The sequence below is a fragment of the Actinoalloteichus fjordicus genome, from assembly GCF_001941625.1.
Classification (GTDB): domain Bacteria; phylum Actinomycetota; class Actinomycetes; order Mycobacteriales; family Pseudonocardiaceae; genus Actinoalloteichus_A; species Actinoalloteichus_A fjordicus.
This window is the reverse complement of record NZ_CP016076.1, coordinates 1409027-1429188: the sequence shown is the minus strand read 5'-3', so window position 1 is coordinate 1429188 and position 20162 is coordinate 1409027. Positions and strand designations below refer to the sequence as shown.

Genomic DNA, 20162 nt, shown 5'->3' with positions numbered 1-20162 from the left:
CGTTCCCCGTCCGGCGGCGTCTTCGGCCCGCGAACCCGAGGGCGGGCGATCGGGCGCGGCCGAACCTGCCCGCGAAACCCGACCCGAGCGGCAGCGCAGCCGGACGCGACCACCGCCGGTGGTCCGCTCCGACTCCGCTTGTGCCGTCTTCGATTCAGCGCGTGGAACTGATCCGGGCGGCGCCGAGCACCAGATCACCCGAGTCGGCGTCCGGGCGGTACAGGACGGCGACCTGGCCCGGCGCCACGCCGCGCACACCCTCGTTCAGCCGCAGCCGCAGCGCATCGCCCTCTTGGTCGACGACGGCCGAGGCCGTGCCACCGTGGGCCCGGATCTGCACCACGCACTCGGCGGGGCCGCCCTCGGGGCGTCCGCCCGGCCAGACCGGCGCGTCGGTGATGATCTCCCGGACCTCCAGCCGCTCGGCGGCGCCGACCCGCACGGTGCGCGAGACCGGCTCGACCGACAGCACGTACCGAGCGCGGCCGTCCGACGCAGGCGTGCGCAGGCCGAGGCCCTTGCGCTGACCGACGGTGAAGCCGTGCACCCCGCCGTGCGTGCCGAGCACCTCGCCCGTCTCGTCATCGACCAGTGCCCCGTCGGTCGAGCCGATCCGCGAGTCGAGGAACCGGCGCGTGTCGCCGTCGGGGATGAAACAGATGTCATGGCTGTCGGGCTTCTTGGCCACCGTCAGGCCGCGCCGCTCCGCCTCGGCGCGGATCTCCGACTTGGGCGTGTCGCCGACCGGGAACATCGCGTGCCGAAGCTGGTCGCCGGTGAGCGAGGCGAGCACATAGGACTGATCCTTGTCCGCGTCCACCGCGCGCCGCAGCTCCACCCGGCCGTCGTCGTCGACGGCGAGCCGTGCGTAGTGCCCGGTGCACACGGCGTCGAAGCCGAGTCCGAGCGCCTTCTCCAGCAGTGCCTCGAACTTGATGCGCTCGTTGCAGCGCATGCACGGGTTCGGCGTGCGACCTGCCGCGTACTCGGCGACGAAGTCCTCGATGACGTCCTCGGTGAACCGCTCGGCGAAGTCCCAGACGTAGAACGGGATGCCCAGCAGGTCGGCCGCGCGGCGCGCGTCGTGCGCGTCCTCGATGGTGCAGCAGCCGCGTGAGCCGGTCCGCAGCGTCCCCGGCTTCGCCGACAACGCCAGATGTACGCCGACGACGTCGTGTCCCGCCTCGACCGCCCTGGCCGCCGCCACGGCGGAGTCGACGCCGCCGCTCATCGCCGCGAGTATCCGCGCCACCTCACACCTCCGCCGACACGGTACGTGCCGAATAAGTCGAGTCTGTGGAATCGGTCGAGCCGACGGCACTGCCGTTGCCCGCCGGTCTCCCGTTGCCTGCCGGGGCGCCCGCCGAAGCAGGCGAGTCGCCGCGGCCCCCCTCGGGCCTGCGCCGCCGGAGCGCACCGCTGCCCCTCGCCCTGTCGACCACCGAGCCGATCACCGCGCCGAGTTCCAGGACGTCGTCGAGCGTGGAGGCGTGCCCGAGCGAGAAGCGCAGCGACCCCCTGGCCGCCGCACGATCCGCACCCATCGCGAGCAGCACGTGACTCGCCTCCGCGACGCCTGCGGTGCAGGCCGAGCCGGTCGAGCACTCGATCCCCTTGGCGTCCAGCAGCATCAGCAGGCCGTCGCCCTCGCAGCCGGGGAAGGTGAAGTGCGCGATGCCCGGCAGCGCCGCCGCCGACGGCGCCCCGGCGGCCGTCCGCACGCCTGCGGCCCCGTTGACCACCGCGTCGGGCACGGCGTCGAGGACCCTGGTGACGAGTTCGTCCCGCAGTCCGGTGATCCGGGCCGCCGTCTCCGTCTGCTGCGCCGCCGACTCCTCGACCGCCGCGCTCAGCGCGATCACGGCGGGCACGTCCAGCGTTCCGGAGCGGACGTCGCGTTCCTGCCCGCCGCCGTGGAGTAAGGGGGTGCAGGAGACGTCTCGGCGCAGCAGGAGCGCTCCGACACCGATCGGCCCGCCGAGCTTGTGCCCGGTGAGTGTCAACGCGCCGGCACCGCTGGCGCCGAAGTCGACCGGCAGCATCCCGACCGCCTGCACGGCGTCGGTGTGCAGCGGGACGTCGTACTCGGCCGCGATCTCGGCGAGCTGCTCGATCGGGTTGATCGTGCCGACCTCGTTGTTCGCCCACATCACCGTGACGAGGGCGACGGTCTCGGGCTCCGAGCCGATCGCGGCGCGCAGCGCGGCAGGCTCGACGCGACCCGTCTCGTCGACGGGGAGCCAGTCGACCTCGGCGCCCTCGTGATCGGCCAGCCACTGCACGGCGTCCAGCACCGCATGATGTTCGGTCGGCGAGGCGAGCACCCGGCGGCGGCGGGCATCCTGATCACGCCGCGCCCAGTAGATCCCCTTGACGGCCAGGTTGTCGCTCTCGGTGCCGCTGGCGGTGAGGATGATCTCCGAAGGGCGGGCGCCGAGGGCGGCGGCGAGCCGCTCCCGGCACTCCTCCACTCGCCGTCTGGCACGTCGTCCGGACGCATGCAACGAGGACGCGTTGCCCAGCACGGTCAACGCCTCGGTCATCGCGAGAACGGCCGATCGCCGCATCGGAGTGGTGGCCGCGTGGTCGAGGTAAGCCATGGTCTCACCAGCGTAACCGCGAGGGTCGGAAGGCGTGGCGCCGCCAGACTCTCCGTGGTTCGGCTGTGAACGGCGTCTCACTTCGTCGGCGGCGGGCATGGGCGGACGGCCCGGCCACGCCTCGGCCGAACCGTCTCGCCCAGAACCAGGCCTGGCGGGTGGATCAGCTCCGCCAGGCGTCATCCCCAGCCTGCGGGCCTGGTCAGGCCTTGCGCCGGGTGACCTCTTCCGTCAGCTGCGGCGCGACCGAGAAGAGGTCGCCCACCACACCGAAGTCGGCGATCTCGAAGATCGGCGCCTCGGCGTCCTTGTTGACCGCCACGATGGTCTTCGACGTCTGCATCCCGGCCCGGTGCTGGATGGCACCGGAGATGCCCAGCGCGATGTAGAGCTGCGGGGACACCGACTTGCCGGTCTGGCCGACCTGGAACTGACCGGGGTAGTACCCGGAGTCCACGGCGGCACGCGAGGCGCCGACCGCGGCACCGAGGACGTCGGCGAGCTGCTCGACGACGGCGAAGCTCTCGGCACTGCCGACACCGCGACCGCCTGCGACGACCACCGACGCATCGGTCAGCTCGGGGCGGTCGCCACCCACGACCGGCTCCTGGCCGGTGATGCGGGTGATGAGCCTGGCGTCTCGCTCGGGGACCTCGACGGACTCCTCGGCCGCAGCACCCTCGGCGGCCTCGGCCTCCACCGCGCCGGGACGGACGCTGAGCACGGGGACGCCGGTGGTGACCTTGGACTTCACCACGTAGGCGCCGCCGAAGGCCGCCTGAGTGGCGACGCCGTCCGCATCGACGCCGTCGATCTCCACCAGCACACCGGAGCCGGTGCGCACGGCCAGCCGACCGGCGATCTCCTTACCGGTGATCGACGCGCTGACCAGTACCGCAGCAGGTGCGGACCGCTCGATGAGCACCGCCAGCGCATCCACCGAGGGGGTGATGAGCTGGGTGTCGGCGGCGCCCGACTCGGCGGCGTAGACCTTCGCCGCGCCGTAGCCTGCCAGCGCCTGACCGGCCTTGGCGGCGACGCCGGGAGCGCCGACCACGACGGCGGAGGGCTCACCGAGCCCGCGCGCCAGGGTCAGCAGCTCGAAGGTGCTCTTCTTGACCTCGCCGTCGGCGTGGTCGACGAGGACCAGGACCTCGGACATGACGTTGCCTTCCTCTCGTCGTCAGCCGTCAGATGAGCTTCTGGCCGACCAGGTACTCGGCGATCTGCGTGCCGCCTTGTCCCTCGTCCTCCACGCGCTCGCCCGCGCCGCGCGGCGGCTTGGGTGCGGACTCCACGACGGTGGTCCAGGAGCCGCCCAGGCCCACCTCGGCCGGGTCGATGCCGAGATCGGCCAGCGTCAGCGTGGTCGTCGGCTTCTTCTTCGCCGCCATGATCCCCTTGAACGAGGGGTAGCGAGGCTCGTTGATCTTCTCGCCGACGCTCACCAGCGCGGGCAGCTCCGCCTCGAGGTGCGTGATGCCCTCGTCGGTCTCCCGCTCCACCCGGATGGTCTGCCCGTCGATCTCGACCTTCCGGGCGTGGGTGAGCTGCGGCAGGCCGAGCAGCTCGGCCAGCATCGCGGGCACGGCGCCGCCACGGCCGTCGGTGGCCTCGTTGCCCGCCACGACCAGGTCGACGTCGGCCACGGTGCCGATCGCCTTGGCCAGCACCGTCGCGGTCCGGATCATGTCCGTCCCGTGCAGGGCTGCATCCGAGACGTGCACGGCCTTGTGCGCGCCCATCGCCAAGCCCTTGCGCAGTGCCTCGGTGGCGCGGTCCGGTCCCATGGACAGGACGGTGACCTCCCCGCCGTGGGCCTCCTGGAGGAGCAGCGCCTCCTCGACGGCACGTTCGTTGATCTCGTCGATCACCGCGTCCGCCGAGTCACGGTCCAACGTGTGGTCGGCGTCGTTGAGCTTGCGCTCGGAGTAGGTGTCGGGCACCTGCTTTACCAGCACGACAATGTTCATGGGTCCTCGTCGACCTCCTGCGGAATCGGGGTTCGCCCGGCGGATCATCGCCATGACCCTGCCAGGTCCATGCCCCAGCGGCACGGTGGTGTCAGCCACAACCGACACCAATGTTACTTGCGAGTAGCCTCTCCCGACCCGCAGCGGACGACAACCGCCGGGTGACCGTCGTCACCCGGCGATCGAAGAACCGCCCACGGCGGGAAGACCTGCTCGAGAGAGGATCGCGCACTCCGACCGACGCCCGCGCGGCGCACCCGAGGAGCGGCGGCGCCCGGCGCCCTTCCGGCGACGCGAGGCAACCGCTTGCCGACGCTGAGTAGCCGAGATCGGCGGCCTCTTCTAATCTCGGACGTGCTCGATTCCGCTTGTCGAAGCCCAGCCGAAAGGCAGTCGATCACATGCTTGTGTGCGCCACCTGCAACGGGACCGGGACCGTGATCGACAGAGATCGCAGGCCGGTCGAATGCCCGTTCTGCCAGGGGACGGGCAGCAACTGACTCAGTAGAAGTCCGCATCGCCCTCGTCGCCGTTCCACGGCGCCTGCGGCGGGGTCTCGTAGACGTGATCCCTGGCCCATTGGGCACATCGACCGCAGCGCGCCACGATCGGGTCAAGATCGCTGGCCGCGGGGACCATCACCCGACCACAGACCGGGACGTAACCCGCAGGATTAGCGGGCTGGCCGATCTGCGAGGCCTTGATCCCGTGCTGAACCGGTTGGTCGAGTGCACGCACCCACCACAACGGATACTCGGTCTGGCTCGGGCGAGCTCGACGTTGCCATTCCACGGTCTCGCCCGACCGCCCGAGCCATCGTCGAAGCCCATCGAACATCGCGGCCATCATCCCCCCGATCTGTGAGCAGGCTAACAAGCGGGATTCCTCGGGGAGACGGGAACCGAGGCGCCCGACGATCTCGATCGAGTGTCATTCGGGCGACGAAAGAGTGGGTGGGAATCGGAAAGCGACCAGTGCTCGCCGATCTCGGCGCTTCTTCTCGGGACGAGGACCGCCTCTTCCGGATTCGTCGCTCTCCCGCCGCCTCAGGTCTGCGATGTTCCGCTGCGGGCGCCGTCCGGAACGACCGCCTGCCGTGGTCGCCTGCCGGGGCCGGCTCGCAGGCGACGGGCGGGCGAGGGAGTTCGCCCACCTGGGACCGGCGTCCGGCGCCGTCTCGACGCGGCGCGGGACCGACTTCGCTGCGGCTCAGGGCGGCGGCGGGTCGGCGGCGGTGACCATCCGGCCGGGCGACTACTCGGCCTCGGCGACGTCCGGGCCGTAGGCATGGAGGAAGGTGCGGACCGCCGTCCGCGCAACGGCCGACAGCTCCGCGTCGGGGAGACGACGAGTACCCAGCCTGGCCCGGCCCTCCAACGGCCCGGTGAGCAGTGCGCTGAACTGCTCGGCGGCCTCGACGGGGTCGCATCGGCGCAGCCTGCCTGCAAGGGAGAGCCTGGCCAGCCGATCGGCCAGCGCATCGGTCACTCGGTCGGTGGCACGGCCCCGGACGATGTCGATCAGGTCGGGGAACTGGGCGAGTTCGGCGTAGAGCAGCCTGCGCAGCGCCCAGGAACGATCGTCGCAGTAGCAGCGGACCAGGTGTTCGCCGACGTCCTCCAACAGCACGCGGACGTCGTCACCGTGGTCGAGCAGTCGCTCGACGGCGGCAAGGTTCTGTGCCATCGCTCGATCGGCGTCGGCGGCGATCGCCGCCCGGAAGAGGCTCTCCTTGTCGCCGAAGTGGTTGTAGACGGTCGGCTTCGCCACCCCCGCCTCGGCCGCGATCACACTCACGCCTGCGTGGGCATACCCCTCACGGGCGAACACCGTGAACGCGGCCGCCAGGATCGCCTGCCGCTTGTCGATGCGTCCCCGTGCGGCGCCGTGCCCCGACGCGGCCGAGGTCGTCGCTCCGGTCACGCCGAAACCTTAGCGTCGGCGACGACTGACTGAACCATCGAGTTCATCCTGATGAACCGCCGCACGCCCTCCGCGCCTCAATCCGGCTATAGTGAACTCGTGAGTTCATTTTTACAAACCGACGGGTACATTGGTGCCTCGGCCGCCAAGACGCTCGTCGTCACCGGCGGCACGGACGGCCTCGGCAGGGCGGTCGCACTCCACTACCTGGCCAGGGGAGCGGAGGTCGTGATCATCGGCCGGGACGCGGCGAAGGGCGCGGCGCTGCTCGCCGAGGCCGCGCGGCGCGGCGCACCGGGTCGTGCGCACTTCATCGCCGCAGACCTGAGCCTCATCGCGGAGACCAGGAGCGCGATCGAGGAGGTCCGCTCGCTGGTCGACTCGATCGACGCGCTGGTGTTGTGCGCGCGGCACTTCCACTCGACGAGGACGGTCACCACAGAGGGCTTCGAGAGCAACCTCGCCCTGTTCTATCTGAGCCGGTTCGTGGCGAGCCACGACATGGTCGACCTGCTCGACGCGGCGCCCGAACCGGTGATCCTCAACGTGGCGGGCCCGACCGGCACCGGCGCCGCCGAGATCCGCTGGGACGACCTCGGTCTGGAACACGGTTACGACGGCAGGACGGCGATGCAGCACGGCGGCCCGCTCAACGACCTGCTCGGCGTCGGATTCACGCTGCGCCAGCCGACGTCGAAGGTGCGCTACGTACTCCTGCACCCCGGCATCGTCGACACTGGATTCTCCGGGCAGTACGACGCGGCGGACGCGGCCCACGTCGCCGCGATCCGCGACATCGCCGCGCCGGTCGAGCAAGCCGTCCAACCGATCCTCGCCGTCCTGGACCAGCCGCCCGCCGCGCCGCTCAGCGCCGTCGTCCAGGGCGTGCCGATCAGCATCGAAGGACCGGCGTTCGACGTCGAGGACGCGAAACGGCTCTACGCCGAGACCGAGCGGCTGCTGTCGCGATGACCGCCGCCTTCGTAGCAGCGGGCCGCCGTTCGGTGCAGGCAGTCGCACCCGACGCGCCGCCCTCCCCCCGTCTCGGACCGTTCCCCCGAACGCCCGCCCGCCCCGCCCGGTCGCGTAGGCCGCGGCTCCCCCGATCTGGAGAACCGACATGATGCAGCCCGTGACGCAGGAGAGCCTGCGCCGCCTGCTGGACACGCCCGTCTTCGGGATCGTCGCGACGATCCAGCCCGACGGCACCGCGCAGCAGTCCGTGGTCTGGGTCGGCCGTGACGGCGACGACGTGCTCTTCTTTCTCGCCGTCGACAGCCGCAAGGCGAAGAACCTCCGTCACGATCCTCGGGTGAGCGTGCTGCTGAACCCCGCCGACGCCCCGCACACCTACGCGGTGATCCGAGGCATCGCGACCTTCGAACCGGACCGCACCCGCGCGCTGCGCGACGAGCTGGCGACGAAGTACGTCGGCGTCCCCTACGCGGAGCACGTCGCGCGGACGCCGACGGCCTCCTACGAGGGCGCGATGACGACCGTGCGGGTGACTCCGGACAAGATCCTCGGGCGTCTCTGAGTCACTCACTCGGCACCCTGCCGGGCCGCGCCCCGCGTCGCACCGAGGGCGGCCCGGCAGGCCGACGGAAAGGTGTCGTCTGGGTCCGGCCCGGGCCCGCCACCCGGCCAGGCGACCCGCGATGACGAGCGAACCGACGACCTCGCGCTGTTCCGCTCGACGTATCTGCCGTCCCTCGTCTCGGAAGAGGTGCTCGCGGACAACCACCGGCCGCTGTCCTACCGAAGCCTGATACCGCTGGCACACGATGCGCGCAGGCCGATGTTCGATCTGCGCGCCGCCGACGGAGCCATCGGCAGCACGCAGAGCTATGTGCAGAAGTGCCTCCGCGACGTCAATCAGCTGGCCAGGACCCTCGTCGCGCGGGTGGAGGAGGTCACCGGACGGCCCGTCGGCATCCAGAGCGAATGACGTTTCCACGACAGGACATGGCCGACCCGGAGTCTCACTCACCGCCGACGGAACTGCCCGCCCTCGCCCCCACCGCAGCCGGATAGGGTGCGTCGATGTCCGCCGATCACGCCCTCGTGTCGCTGCCGCTCACCGGGGAGCGCACTCTGCCGGGCATCGCCAGGGAGAACTACTGGTTCCGCCGTCATGAGGCGGCGTATCTCGCTCTGCTGCCGCACTGTCGTGGAGCCCGGGTGCTGGACGCGGGCTGCGGCGAGGGTTATGGCGCCGCGATGCTGGCCTCGGTGGCCGAGGTGGTCGTGGCGGTGGACCTCGACGCCCCGGCGGTCGCGCACGTCGGGCGGGCCTATCCCGGGGTCGGTGCCGTCCGGGCGGAGCTGACCACGCTGCCCGCCGCGACGGCGAGTGTGGACGTCGTGGCGAACCTCCAGGTCATCGAGCATCTGTGGGATCAGCCCGCGTTCATGGCCGAGTGTCGCCGGGTGCTGCGACCGGGCGGACTGCTGCTGCTCACCACGCCGAACCGCCTGACGTTCTCCCCGGACGGCACCACGAACCCCTTCCACACCCGCGAGCTCGACCCTGCCGAGCTGGCCGAACTGCTGTCGGACGCCGGTCTCGTCGTGGACCGGCTCGCGGGCCTGCGACACGGCCCCGCTCTACACGAGCGGGAGCGACGCCGGGGCGGCTCGCTGATCGAGGAGCAGATCCGGCTGGCGGTCGAGGGGCGGGACTGGCCTGCCGAGCTGGCCGCCGAGGTCGACGCCGTGCGCGCCGAGGACTTCGTCATCACCGACACCGACGTGGACACCAGCCTGGATCTCGTGGCCGTGGGACGGCGACCGTGACCGGCATCCGGTCCGGCGAACCACTCGGCGAGTTCAGTCTCGTCCTGCACACCCACCTGCCGTGGCTGGCCCGGCACGGCAGCTGGCCGGTCGGCGAGGAATGGCTCTACCAGGCGTGGGCCGACTCCTATCTGCCGCTGGTGGAGCTGCTGGAGCGGCTGGCCACAGCGGGGCTCCGCGACCAGCTCGCGCTCGGCCTCACCCCGGTGCTCGCCGCCCAGCTGGACGATCCGTACAGCCTGCGCGGGCTGCACGACTGGCTCGGCAACCGGGTGCTGCGCACCAGACACGCGGCCGTCCGCTGGCAGCAGGGCAGGCCCGAGCTGCGCGAACTGGCCGCCGCCGAGCATCGACGCGCGACCCGAGCCCTGGAGCTGTTCGAGACCCGCTGGCGGCACGGCGCCTCGCCGTTGCTGCGGCCGCTGGTCGACGCAGGCGTGCTCGAGCTGCTGGGCGGTCCCGCGACGCATCCGTTCCAACCACTCCTGCACCCCCGACTGCGGGCCGAGGCCCTGCGGGTGGGGCTGGCCGACGGGGCACTGCGCCTCGGCAGTCGGAGCACTGGGATCTGGGCGCCGGAATGCGGCTTCGACCCCGGTATGGAGACCGGCTACGCCGACGCCGGGGTGACGCACTTCCTCGTCGACTCCCCCGCGCTGGCGGGCCGCACCTCGGCGGCGCGGCCGGTGTGGGGCTCCGACGTCGTCTGCTTCGGCCGGGACGGCGAGATCGCCGAGCGGGTGTGGTCGCCGAAGGTCGGTTATCCGGGTCACCCCGCCTATCGGGACTTCCACACCTACGACCATCCGACCGGGCTCAAGCCCGCCAGGGTCACCGGCCGCACCGTCGCACCGGAGGACAAGCAGCCCTATCGGCCCGATCTCGCGGCGGCGGCGGTGGCGGAGCATGTCGCGGACTTCGTCGACGCGGTCGTCACGCGGCTGCGGGAGCACCGCGACTCGGACGGCCGACCCGGCCTGGTGGTCGCGGCCTTCGACACCGAGCTGTTCGGTCACTGGTGGCACGAGGGCCCTGCCTGGCTGGCGGGCGTCCTGCGTGCTCTGCCCGAGGCCGGGGTCACGGTGACCACGCCCCGCCGCGTGCTCGCCGCAGGCCGGGTCGGCACTCCGGTGGAGCTGCCCGCCTCGTCCTGGGGCGCGGGCAAGGACTGGCGGGTGTGGAACGGCCCCGCCGTGGCGGACCTGGTGGCGACCAATGAGCGCCTCCAGCATCGGCTGCTCGCCGTGGTCGACGGGCACCGCTTCGGCGCGGGGCGGGATCGGGTGCTCGACCAGCTCTGGCAGGAGGCCCTGCTGGCCTGCTCCAGCGACTGGGCCTTCATGGTCACCCGCGACTCGGCGGCCGACTACGCGCGGGCCCGTGCGGCCGAGCACACCGCCGCGTTCGACCGGCTGGCCGACCTGCTGGCGGCGGGCGACCGTGCCGCGGCCGAGACGGAGGCGGGCAGGCTGCGGGTGATCGACGCGCCCTTCGGCGGACTGGACGCGCGCGGTCTGCTTCGCGGGCGCGGCACGGCGCGCTGATCAGGCGGTTTCCGAATGAACCCGACCCGACCACGGTTCCTGCCCGCATCGCCACGCGGGCAGGAACCGTGGTCGGCAGGCTCGATGCCCGGCCGCGATCACAAAACGCCGGTGCCCTGGGTGGACTGATCCACGCTGTAGTGCGAGCCCTCGGCCTGCCTGGCCGCGCGCATCCCCTTGACGTCGACGGGGCGGACGGCCGCCGGAGTGTCCGGCGCGGACCGTGCTCGCAACCGGTCCTTGACGACGATGCCCACCACGCTGACGACCAGGAAGACCGCCAGCGCCAGCAGCACCCATCCGAACGGCTCCATGTCGACTCCCCCAGTCAAGTCAGCTCGCTACCACCGTGGTTCCACCGTACCGACCGGGTGATCCTGAACGTGGGTTTGCGAGGATCTGTGGATGCGGGTCCTGATGTTGTCCTGGGAGTACCCACCGGTGGTGGTCGGCGGGCTCGGCAGGCACGTCCATGCCCTGGCGGAGCAGCTGGCCGCGCAGGGACACGAGGTGATCCTGCTGTGCAGACAGCCCACCGGCACCGACGCGAGCACTCATCCGACCGAGGTGGAGAACAGGGCGAAGGTGCGGGTAGTGCGCGTCGCCGAGGACCCGGCCCACCTGTCCTTCGAACACGACCTGGTGGCCTGGACCCTGGCGATGGGCCACGCGATGGTCCGGGCCGGACACGCGCTGCTGCGCGGCTGGCGACCCGACGTGGTGCACGCGCATGACTGGCTGGTGGCTCATCCCGCCATCGCGCTGGCCGAGGCCGCCGAGGTGCCGCTGGTCACGACGCTGCACGCGACCGAGGCCGGTCGCCACAGCGGCTGGCTGTCTCAGCCGCTCAACCAGCAGATCCACTCCATCGAGTGGTGGCTGGCCAATCGGGCCGATCAGCTGATCACCTGCTCCGTCGCGATGCGCCACGAGACCGCCCAGCTCTTCGATGTCGAGCCTGCCGAGATCGCCGTGCTGCACAACGGGATCAGCCCGAACCCCTGGCGAGTGTCACCCGCCAAGGTGGCCGAGGCGCGGGCCTCGGTGCAGGCGAAGGACGCCCCGCTGCTGTTGTTCTTCGGCCGGATCGAATGGGAGAAGGGCGCGCAGGACGCCGTGGCCGCGCTGCCCGCGATCCGCCGCAGTCATCCCGGAGCAGTGTTGGCAATCGCCGGTCAGGGCGGCTACCAGGACCGACTCGTCGACGAGGCTCGCAGACACCGGGTACGCCGGGCCGTGCGACTCACCGGCCAGCTGCCCGATCAGGAGCTGGCCGCGCTGCTGGCCGCCGCCGACGTCGTGGTGCTGCCCAGCCGATACGAGCCCTTCGGCATCGTGGCGCTGGAGGCGGCGGCAGCGGGTGCCCCGCTGGTGGCGTCCACTGCGGGCGGCCTCGGCGAGGTGGTTCGCGACGGCGAGACGGGGTTGTCCTTCGCACCCGGCGACGTCGCGGGGCTGACGGCCGGGGTGCGTCGAGTGCTGGCCGATCCCGCGAGTGCGGCCCGGCGGGCCTCGGCCGCACGAGACCGGCTGAGCACCGACTTCGCCTGGCCCGCCATCGCCGCCGCGACGGCGGACGTCTACGCCGCCAGCGCGCTCACCCTCGCGGCCGCACGCCCCAGGCCTGCCTCGCCGCCGCAGGTCGATCATCCGGGGGCGGATCGGGGACGGGACCTGCCCCGACCCAAGATTCCCTCTGGCAACCTGTTGCTCGGGTGACGCACGGCCGTAGACCAACACCCTGCGTCACGACGGTTACGCGGCCGATGGTCGTCGATCGACGACGGTGCGAGGATGAGCCGTGCGCTACCGACTGCTCGGCCCGCTGGAGTTCCGCACGGGCGTCGAGTGGGTCAGTCCTGGCTCACCCCAGCAGCGACTGACTCTCGCCGTCCTGTTGCTGCACGCACCCCACACCGTCTCCTCCGCAGCCCTGCTCGGCGAGCTGTGGCCGGAGCAGCCACCCCAGGACGGCGCGGCGGCCGTACGGCGCGACGTCGACGAGGTCCGCGGGCTCCTCGCCGAGCACGGCGGCGATCCGATCCGCCAGGACCAGGACGGATACCGCATCGACCTCGGTCCCGACGACGTGGACGTCACCGTGTTCACCGCCGACGTCGACGCGGGCGTTCAGGCGATGCGCTCCGGGCATTTCCGGGAGGCGATCGACTCCTTCGATCGGGCGAGGACCCTGTGGCGCGACACCCCGTTCTCCGACGTGCCCGCCTCGCCGCTGATCCTCGCCGAGCGCCCCCGCGTGCTGGCGACGATGCGACGATGCCAGCTCGGCCTGATCGACGCGCGGCTGGCCACCGGCGATCTCGGCGAACTCGGCGGTGAGATCGACGCCGAGCTGACGAGGCACCCGCTCAGCGAGGACCTGTGGATTCGCAAGGCACTGCTGTGCAACCAGCTCGGCAGCCGCGCCGACGCGATGGACGTCTTTCATCAGGCGCACGCGACCCTGGCCACCGAGCTCGGGATCGAGCCTGGCGAGGAGATGCGGCGGGTCTATGTCGGCGTCCTCGACGGCGAGCCGCCCGCCGCGCTGCTGCGCATCCTGGGGGTGAGCGCCCCGACGTCGGCGGTGAGCGCTGCGCCTGCCGTGCCGCCGCGTCCCGACGCCTTCCTCTCCGAGCTGCCGCCCGTCTCGCCCTATTTCGAAGGGCGGGCCGAGGAGATCGCCGTCCTCGGCGACCTGTTGGACACCACCGATCCTCGGGCCGCCACGGTGGTGACGGTCAACGGAATGGCAGGCTCGGGGAAGACCACACTGGCCGTGCGCGGATGTCGAGCCGCGGCCGAGCAGTATCCGGACGGGCAGCTCTTCATCGACCTGCGTGGGCATTCCGGCGACGAGCCGTTGAGCCCGCTCGCCGCCGTGGGCCGGGTCCTGTACGCGCTGGGCGTGTCGGGCGAGGAGATACCCGGTGAACTCCACGCGGCGACCGCCCGCTACCGCGCGATCTCGGCGGGCCGACGGCTGCTGATCCTCGCCGACGACGCCAGGGACGCGGCGCAGGTGAGCCCGCTGGTGCCGGACAGTGCGGGCCCCCGGCTGGTCGTCACCAGTCGAGGCAGACTCGACGGGCTCGCGGCGCCGAACGGTGTCCGGACCGTGCCGCTAGACCCGCTGGCCGAACCCGATGCGCGGACCCTGCTGACCGAGGTCATCGGGCCGGAGTCGGCGGATCGCCCTGATCTGCTGGACACACTGGTCCGGCTCGGGGGCGGGCTGCCGTTGTCGCTGCGCATCCTGGGGGCGCAGCTGCGGCAGGCCCCGGAACGACGCTTCGCGGAACTGACGGATCGACTGGCGTCCGGCAGGCTGCTGACGGCCCTGGAGATCCAGGGTGATCCAGCAGCGTCCGTCCGCACCGTCCTGGATCAGTCGTATGCGACGCTCCCCGAGGAGACCCGTCGGTCGTTTCGGTGGTTGAGCTGGCTGCCAGGCCCGGAGATCGACGCCCGAGCGGCGGCCGTGGTCCTCGACGGGGACGTCGAGAGCGCCGACCGACTGCTGGCCCGGCTCGACGCAGATCAGCTTCTCCAGCAGCACGGCGCCGGGCGCTATCGCCTGCATGACGCGGTCCGCGAGTTCGCGGAGGAACGCAGCGACCACGAGGACTCGGAGCGGGATCGGTCGGTCGCGGTGCGCCGGGTGCTGCGCTGGCAGCTGGGCCGGGCCTGGACGGCGATCGGACAGGACCGCGCGTTCTGCCCGACAGGCCTCGACGAGGAGCTGGCCGACTTCGACCCGGCCGCCTTCGCCCTGCCTGCGGGCTGGACCACGCTGCGGTGGTGGGACCTCGAACGCGCCACCATCGCCGCAGCGGCCAGAACCGCGATGCATCGGGGCCTCCACCGGGTCTGTTGGATGCTCAGCTACTGCCTCACCAGCTATCTCCAGCAGCGGCTTCGCCTCACCGAGTGGCAGGAGACCTCGGAACTGGGCACCTCGGCGGCGCAGGCCGCCGACGATCGGGAGGGCCGGGCCTGGCTGAAGAACGCCGAGGGCAAGCTGCTCGCCCAGCTCCATCGGCTGCCCGAGTCGATCGAGGCCCTGACCGAGAGCGTGCGGACCTTCGGCGAACTGGGCCATGTCGAGGCGGAGCTGATGGTCGTCGGCAACCTCGGGATCGTGCACTCGCTGCACGGAGACGACGCGCTCGGCGTGGAGCTGCTGGAACGGGCGGTGGCGCAGAGCGAACAGCTCGACGCACCACAGCGCCTGCACGTCGGACTGAACAACCTGACCATGGGCTATCTCCAGACGGGTCGCGCCGACGAGGCCGTCGCCACCGGCAGGCGCAGCCTGGAGGTGCTGGTCGGCCTGGACTACCCCCTGTTGAACGATGACCGCGGGCGGGCCCTGGACTCGCTCGGGCAGGCCTATCGACGCGCGGGACTGCTCCATGAGGCGGTGCGGGCGCATGCGGCGGCGCTGCGGGACTTCGAGATCGCGGACAACTCCGTCGACCGGATCGTGTGCCTGCACAACCTCGGCGAATGCCAACGACTGCTCGGCAACCACGACAGCGCGGTGGCGATGTTCTCCCTCGCGCTGGACTACCAGCGCATCGCCGACGACGACTGGAGCATCGCCCGCGCCCTCGGCAGGCTCGGCACGGAGCTGATCGAGGCGGGCCGGGCCTGGGAGGCTCGCGCGCCCCTCACCGAGGCGGCCGAACTGCTGCGCAGGCTCGACGTCGGCCGCGCCGACGAGCTCACCAGGCTGGTGAGCACCGGCGATCTCGCGGGCCGGGCGGACGCCCTCGCCGAACTGTTCGCGGTCCGGCGGTCCTGATCGGGGCCGGCCGGCCGGTTCAGGGCGCAGGCCCGCGATTCGAGAGGTCGGTTCACGATCTCGCCGGTCGCCTCGGGGCTGCTCGCGCACGGCGCCGACGGCGGGCGCTCGTCCGTACCTGCCGCACGCCTGGTCGGCAGGCTACGAGTGGGCGGCGAGGCGTTCGGGCCTGCGGGGCCGTGTCCTGGTCACCAGGAGCGGCTGTTCGTGCCGAGCCGGGCGGCAGGACACGCGGCCGATCCCGACGGGTCCGCCCCCGACCGGGCCTCGCCCATCGGGTTTCCCCGTGATCAGCCGACGAGGACCCGCACCGGATCTTCGAGAACGTCGCGAGAGCGGCACGAGATCCGTGACCGGTCTGCGGTGCGTTCAGCGCTGGTCAGCGGTGCTCTCGGCGGTGCCTGCCGAGTCGGAGGCACCCGCCGACGTCGGGTCCTCCGAGGACATCGGGCTCATCGACGCAGGCGCGGATGCGGTGGCGGGCACGGCGGCGGTGCTCGTCGCAGGCGCGGCGGCGGCCGGCTCCGCGGCGGGAGGCTCCTCGGCGTCATGGCGAACGGCGACGGGCCGCCGTCCGGCGGCCGCCTCCGCCTTGCGGGTGATGTCGGCCAGCGCGGCGGCCTGGCGGGCGCGGGCATCGGCGTTGGCGACGAAGTCGGCGTGGCGGTCCCGGACGACCCTGGCGGGCGCCCCGACGGCGACCGCGAAGTCCGGAACCTCGCCCCGCACCACGGCATGAGCCCCCAGCACCACGCCCCGGCCGACTCGGCTGCCGCGCAGCACCGTCACCTTGGTGCCCAGCCAGCAGTCCGGTCCGATGCGCACCGGGGTCTTGACGATGCCCTGGTCCTTGATCGGTCGGTCGACGTCAGAGATGACATGGTCGAAGTCGCACACGTAGACCCAGTCCGCGACCAGCGTCGCCCCGCCGATCTCGACGTCCAGGTAGCAGTTCACCGTGTTCTGTCTGCCGAAGACCGCCTTGTCCCCGATCCGGAGCGAGCCCTCGTGGCAGCGGATGGCGTTGCCGTCGCCGATGTGCACCCAGCGGCCGATCTCCAACCTGCCGAGACCGGGCTCGCAGTCGATCTCGACGTTCCTGCCGAGGAACACCATGCCGCGCAGGACGATGTGCGGCCGGGTCAGGCGCAGCCGCAGCAGCCGCCAGTATCGCACCAGGTACCAGGGGGTGTAGGCGCGATTCCGCAGCACCCAGCGCAGCGATTCCCTGGTGAGGAAGCGAGCCTGCCTCGGGTCCGGGCGCAGCCAGGACCGCAGGCCGATCAGCAGATTCGACATACCGCTCACCGGTCCAGAAGCTAGCACCCGAGGCGGAGCGGGACGAGGAACGATCAATTCGACGGCGTTCCGCCCGGCCCGCCGCCCGAGCACCCCGCCGCCCGATCGCCTCGGCCACGGCGCGGTCGGGATCGGCGCGGTCGGGATCGGCGCGGTCGGGATCGGCGCGGTCGGGATCGGCGCGGTCGGGATCGGCGCGGTCGGGATCGGCGCGGTCGGGATCGGCGCGGTCGGGATCGGCGCGGTCGGGATCGGCGCGGTCGGGATCGGCGCGGTCGGGATCGGCGCGGTCGGGATCGGCGGGAGTTCACCCGACGCCGCGCCGCCGGTCGCCCCTGTCGGCGGCGACCGGCGGCGCGGCGACTTCAGCGGGGCAGAGTCGGCGTCCGAGGCCTCAGGCCCGGTCTGATCGAGCGGCCTTCCGACCGGTGATCAGGACGTTGTAGAAGACGTCGCGCGGCAGCAGGCCTGCCAGCCGTTGGTCCAACCAGGACAGTCGTTGCCAGGTGCGATAGGCGAACATCGCCCAGCCGAAGCCCAGCTTGCCCTGCGGAACCGCCGCTTCGAAGGTCCGCACCGGCCAGCCGAACAGCGCTGCGGCGAACTCCTCCGTCCTGGCGTGCACGCGCACCGCGCCCGCCGCCCGAGCGGTCTGCTCCAGCTCGGACGGGACGAAGGTGTGCAGGTCGACGACCGCCTCCAGGGCTGCGGCGCGGGAGGACTCGTCGAGCTCCTGCTGCGGGCGCCGCCAGGCCGCCAGCGCGGGCAGCCGGGTGATCCTGGTCGTCAGCCACCAGGTGGCCCGGCCGAGCCTGCGCGCGTAGTAGTCACCGATCCGGGTGGGGTCGCCCGCGAAGACGAACCGGCCGCCGGGCTTGAGCACCCGCAGCACCTCCCGCATCGCCGCCTCGACGTCGGGGATGTGGTGCAGGACCGCATGCCCCACCACCAGGTCGAATGTGTCGTCCGGGTAGGGGATGCGCTCCGCGTCGCCGACCCGCCCGTCCACGTCGAGGCCGAGGTTCTCCGCGTTGCGCAGCGCCGCCTTCACCATGCCGGGCGACAGGTCCGTCACCGAGCCCTTCTCGACGATCCCGCCCTGCATCAGGTTGAGCAGGAAGAAGCCCGTGCCGGAGCCCAGTTCCAGCGCTCGACCGTAGGGCTTCGCAGGCACGCCCGCCGCGTAGTGGAACCGGCCGACGGCGTAGTCGACGCAGCGATCGTCATAGGAGATCGACCACTTCTCGTCGTAGGTCTCGGCCTCCCAGTCGTGATAGAGGACGTTCGCCAGCTTCGGATCGGCGTAGGCGGCCTTGACCTCGGCCTCGGTGGCGTGCGGGTTGGGCGCTGGATCGGTCGGGACGCGACCGTCGGTGCCCGTCGGCTCGTGGCGCGGGACGTCGTGCGCCGTGACGTCGTCGACCTCGTCGAGACGAGTGGTGCCCTGCCGTTTGATGCCGGGTCGTCGCATCGGTGTCTCGCTCATCTCAACGGCCCTCGAACTTCGCCTTGCCGGGGCCGTTCTCGACGAACGAGCGCATCCCGGTCTTCTGGTCCTCGGTGGCGAACATCGCCGCGAACAGCCTGCTCTCCAGCGCGAGTCCGCTGGCCAGGTCGGTCTGCAACCCGGTGTCGATGGCGGTCTTCGCTGCGGAGAGCGCCTGCGCGGCACCATGAGTGAAGCGATCCGCCCAGCTCAACGCGGTGGCGTAGACGTCGTCCGGTGCCACGACCTCGTCGACGACGCCGAGCGTCAGCGCCTCGGCGGCCTCGACGAACCGACCGGTGAAGATGATGTCCTTGGCCTTGGCCGGGCCGACGAGCCTGGCCAGTCGCTGTGTGCCGCCCGCACCCGGCAGCACGCCGAGCAGGACCTCGGGCTGACCGACCTTGACGTTGTCGCCCGCGATGCGGCGATCCGCGCACAATGCCAGTTCGAGGCCGCCGCCCAGCGCGTAGCCGGTGACGGCGGCGACCACGGGCTTGGGGATCTCCGCCACCGCGCGGAACGCGGAGGAGAGCTGCGGCGCGCGGTCGGCCATCTGCGCGTAGGTGAGATCGGCCATCTCCTTGATGTCCGCCCCGGCGGCGAACACCTTGGGTCCGCCGTAGATCACCACGGCCCGGATGTCGGCGCGGACCGACGCCTCGGTGGCGACGGCGCGGATCTCCTCCTGCATCTGGATGTTCAAGGCGTTCATCGGCGGCCGGTCCAATCGGATCGTGCCGATTCCCGCGTCCACTTCCAGCCTGACGAACTCGCCCACGCCCGCGTCCTCCTCGACATCATCGTGGCGCTCCGGCGGCGCCGCCGACAGTCGAAGATCGACCGTCGCGCACGCAGGTTACCGCGCGGTAGACCGCCCAGGCGGTCAGCTGCCGGGGCGTCGCCAGGCGAAGAAGCGATCACCGGAGCGCTGGAGGACGAGGTCCTGGCCGAAGGTCGCCGACAGGTTCTCCTCGGTGATGACGTCCGCCAGCAGTCCCTGCGCGACGACCCCGCCCTCGCGCAGCAGCAGCGCGTGGGTGAAGCCGGGCGGGATCTCCTCGACGTGGTGGGTGACCAGCACGAGAGCGGGCGAGTCCGGATCGGAGGCCAGCATCGTCAGCCGAGCGACCAGGTCCTCTCGTCCGCCGAGGTCCAGACCGGCGGCGGGCTCGTCGAGGAGCAGCATCTCGGGGTCGGTCATCAATGCCCTGGCGATGAGGGTCCGCTTGCGCTCCCCCTCCGACAAGGTGCCGAATCTGCGGTCGGCCAACGCGCCCATGCCCAGCGAGCCGAGCAGCTCGGTCGCCCGGTCGAGATCGAGGGCGTCGTAGTCCTCTCGCCACCGGCCGAGCACCGCGTAGCCTGCACTGACCACGACGTCGCGCACCACCTCGTCCGGCGGGATGCGGGCGGCCTGCGCGGCCGAGCACAGCCCGATCCTCGGCCGGAGCTCGAAGACGTCGACGCCGCCGAGCCGCTCACCGAGCAGGTGCACCGTGCCGCTGCTGGGATGCAGCTCCGCTCCTGCCAGCCGCAGCATGGTGGTCTTGCCCGCGCCATTGGGCCCGAGGATCACCCACCGCTCGTCGACCTCGACGCGCCAGTCGATGTCCCGGACCAGATTCGTCGGTCCGCGCCGAACTCCGACTCCGTCCATGCGGATCACCAGGTCCGTGGTGTCCGCCGCCTCGTGGCCGCCGCTGTGCGGCCGTCCGTCTGTCGTGCCCTGCA

General features: G+C 71.7%; 17 protein-coding genes and 1 pseudogene. 7 read left to right on the top strand and 11 right to left on the bottom strand.

Annotation, left to right across the window (positions count from 1 at the left end; all coding sequences use genetic code 11):
• Positions 1 to 154: 154 nt before the first annotated feature.
• The 6 genes from mnmA to UA74_RS06515 form a co-directional block, all read right to left on the bottom strand.
• Positions 155 to 1252 (bottom strand): tRNA 2-thiouridine(34) synthase MnmA, encoded by a 1098-nt coding sequence (mnmA, locus tag UA74_RS06545; RefSeq protein ID WP_257787501.1) that lies wholly within the window; start codon positions 1250 to 1252, stop codon positions 155 to 157.
• A gap of 1 nt (position 1253) precedes the next feature.
• Positions 1254 to 2600, bottom strand: coding sequence for a cysteine desulfurase family protein (locus UA74_RS06540; protein ID WP_083682974.1), 1347 nt, complete (start codon positions 2598 to 2600; stop codon positions 1254 to 1256).
• 202 nt (positions 2601 to 2802) lie between these two features.
• Positions 2803 to 3762, bottom strand: a complete 960-nt coding sequence (locus UA74_RS06535; protein ID WP_075739487.1) for an electron transfer flavoprotein subunit alpha/FixB family protein — start codon at positions 3760 to 3762, stop codon at positions 2803 to 2805.
• Between the two features lie 28 nt (positions 3763 to 3790).
• Entirely contained in the window at positions 3791 to 4573 is a 783-nt protein-coding gene (locus UA74_RS06530) for an electron transfer flavoprotein subunit beta/FixA family protein (RefSeq protein ID WP_075739486.1), read from the bottom strand.
• Positions 4574 to 5074: 501 nt separating this feature from the next.
• A complete protein-coding gene (locus tag UA74_RS06525) occupies positions 5075 to 5410 on the bottom strand; it encodes a hypothetical protein (RefSeq protein WP_157434028.1) in 336 nt (111 codons plus the stop codon).
• A 417-nt stretch (positions 5411 to 5827) separates the two neighbouring features.
• The gene (locus UA74_RS06515) at positions 5828 to 6496 is read right to left on the bottom strand and encodes a TetR/AcrR family transcriptional regulator (RefSeq protein WP_075739483.1); all 669 of its coding nucleotides are present in this window, start codon (positions 6494 to 6496) and stop codon (positions 5828 to 5830) included.
• A gap of 99 nt (positions 6497 to 6595) precedes the next feature.
• Here UA74_RS06515 and UA74_RS06510 point away from each other — a divergent pair, with 99 nt between their 5' ends.
• The 5 genes from UA74_RS06510 (at position 6596) to UA74_RS06490 (ending at position 10836) form a co-directional block, all read left to right on the top strand.
• Positions 6596 to 7468, top strand: a complete 873-nt coding sequence (locus UA74_RS06510; protein ID WP_232237654.1) for an SDR family NAD(P)-dependent oxidoreductase — start codon at positions 6596 to 6598, stop codon at positions 7466 to 7468.
• A 148-nt stretch (positions 7469 to 7616) separates the two neighbouring features.
• Entirely contained in the window at positions 7617 to 8033 is a 417-nt protein-coding gene (locus UA74_RS06505) for a PPOX class F420-dependent oxidoreductase (RefSeq protein WP_198042946.1), read from the top strand.
• Positions 8034 to 8105: 72 nt separating this feature from the next.
• Entirely contained in the window at positions 8106 to 8444 is a 339-nt protein-coding gene (locus UA74_RS32695) for a hypothetical protein (RefSeq protein ID WP_075764027.1), read from the top strand.
• A gap of 95 nt (positions 8445 to 8539) precedes the next feature.
• Complete coding sequence (locus tag UA74_RS06495) at positions 8540 to 9292, top strand: class I SAM-dependent methyltransferase (protein ID WP_075764025.1); 753 nt, start codon at positions 8540 to 8542, stop codon at positions 9290 to 9292.
• The gene (locus tag UA74_RS06490) at positions 9289 to 10836 is read left to right on the top strand and encodes a 1,4-alpha-glucan branching protein domain-containing protein (RefSeq protein ID WP_075739480.1); all 1548 of its coding nucleotides are present in this window, start codon (positions 9289 to 9291) and stop codon (positions 10834 to 10836) included. Before UA74_RS06495 ends, UA74_RS06490 begins: the two co-directional genes overlap by 4 nt.
• A gap of 98 nt (positions 10837 to 10934) precedes the next feature.
• Here UA74_RS06490 and UA74_RS06485 read toward each other — a convergent pair whose 3' ends face one another.
• The gene (locus tag UA74_RS06485) at positions 10935 to 11150 is read right to left on the bottom strand and encodes a hypothetical protein (RefSeq protein WP_075739479.1); all 216 of its coding nucleotides are present in this window, start codon (positions 11148 to 11150) and stop codon (positions 10935 to 10937) included.
• A 91-nt stretch (positions 11151 to 11241) separates the two neighbouring features.
• On the opposite strand from UA74_RS06485, the gene UA74_RS06480 reads away from it, so the two are divergent.
• A complete protein-coding gene (locus UA74_RS06480) occupies positions 11242 to 12555 on the top strand; it encodes a glycosyltransferase family 4 protein (protein ID WP_075764023.1) in 1314 nt (437 codons plus the stop codon).
• A gap of 82 nt (positions 12556 to 12637) precedes the next feature.
• Entirely contained in the window at positions 12638 to 15643 is a 3006-nt protein-coding gene (locus UA74_RS06475) for an AfsR/SARP family transcriptional regulator (protein ID WP_075764021.1), read from the top strand.
• A 579-nt stretch (positions 15644 to 16222) separates the two neighbouring features.
• Here the strand turns inward: UA74_RS06475 and UA74_RS06470 are convergent.
• The 4 genes and pseudogenes from UA74_RS06470 to UA74_RS06455 form a co-directional block, all read right to left on the bottom strand.
• A pseudogene (locus UA74_RS06470) lies at positions 16223 to 16942 on the bottom strand (acyltransferase); the annotation flags it as partial.
• A gap of 394 nt (positions 16943 to 17336) precedes the next feature.
• Complete coding sequence (locus UA74_RS06465; protein ID WP_232237653.1) at positions 17337 to 18428, bottom strand: class I SAM-dependent methyltransferase; 1092 nt, start codon at positions 18426 to 18428, stop codon at positions 17337 to 17339.
• Between the two features lies 1 nt (position 18429).
• Positions 18430 to 19209, bottom strand: a complete 780-nt coding sequence (locus UA74_RS06460) for an enoyl-CoA hydratase/isomerase family protein (RefSeq protein ID WP_075739476.1) — start codon at positions 19207 to 19209, stop codon at positions 18430 to 18432.
• A 105-nt stretch (positions 19210 to 19314) separates the two neighbouring features.
• Positions 19315 to 20088: an ABC transporter ATP-binding protein gene (locus tag UA74_RS06455; protein WP_075743475.1), complete on the bottom strand. Its 774-nt coding sequence runs from the start codon at positions 20086 to 20088 to the stop codon at positions 19315 to 19317.
• Between the last annotated feature and the right edge of the window lie 74 nt (positions 20089 to 20162).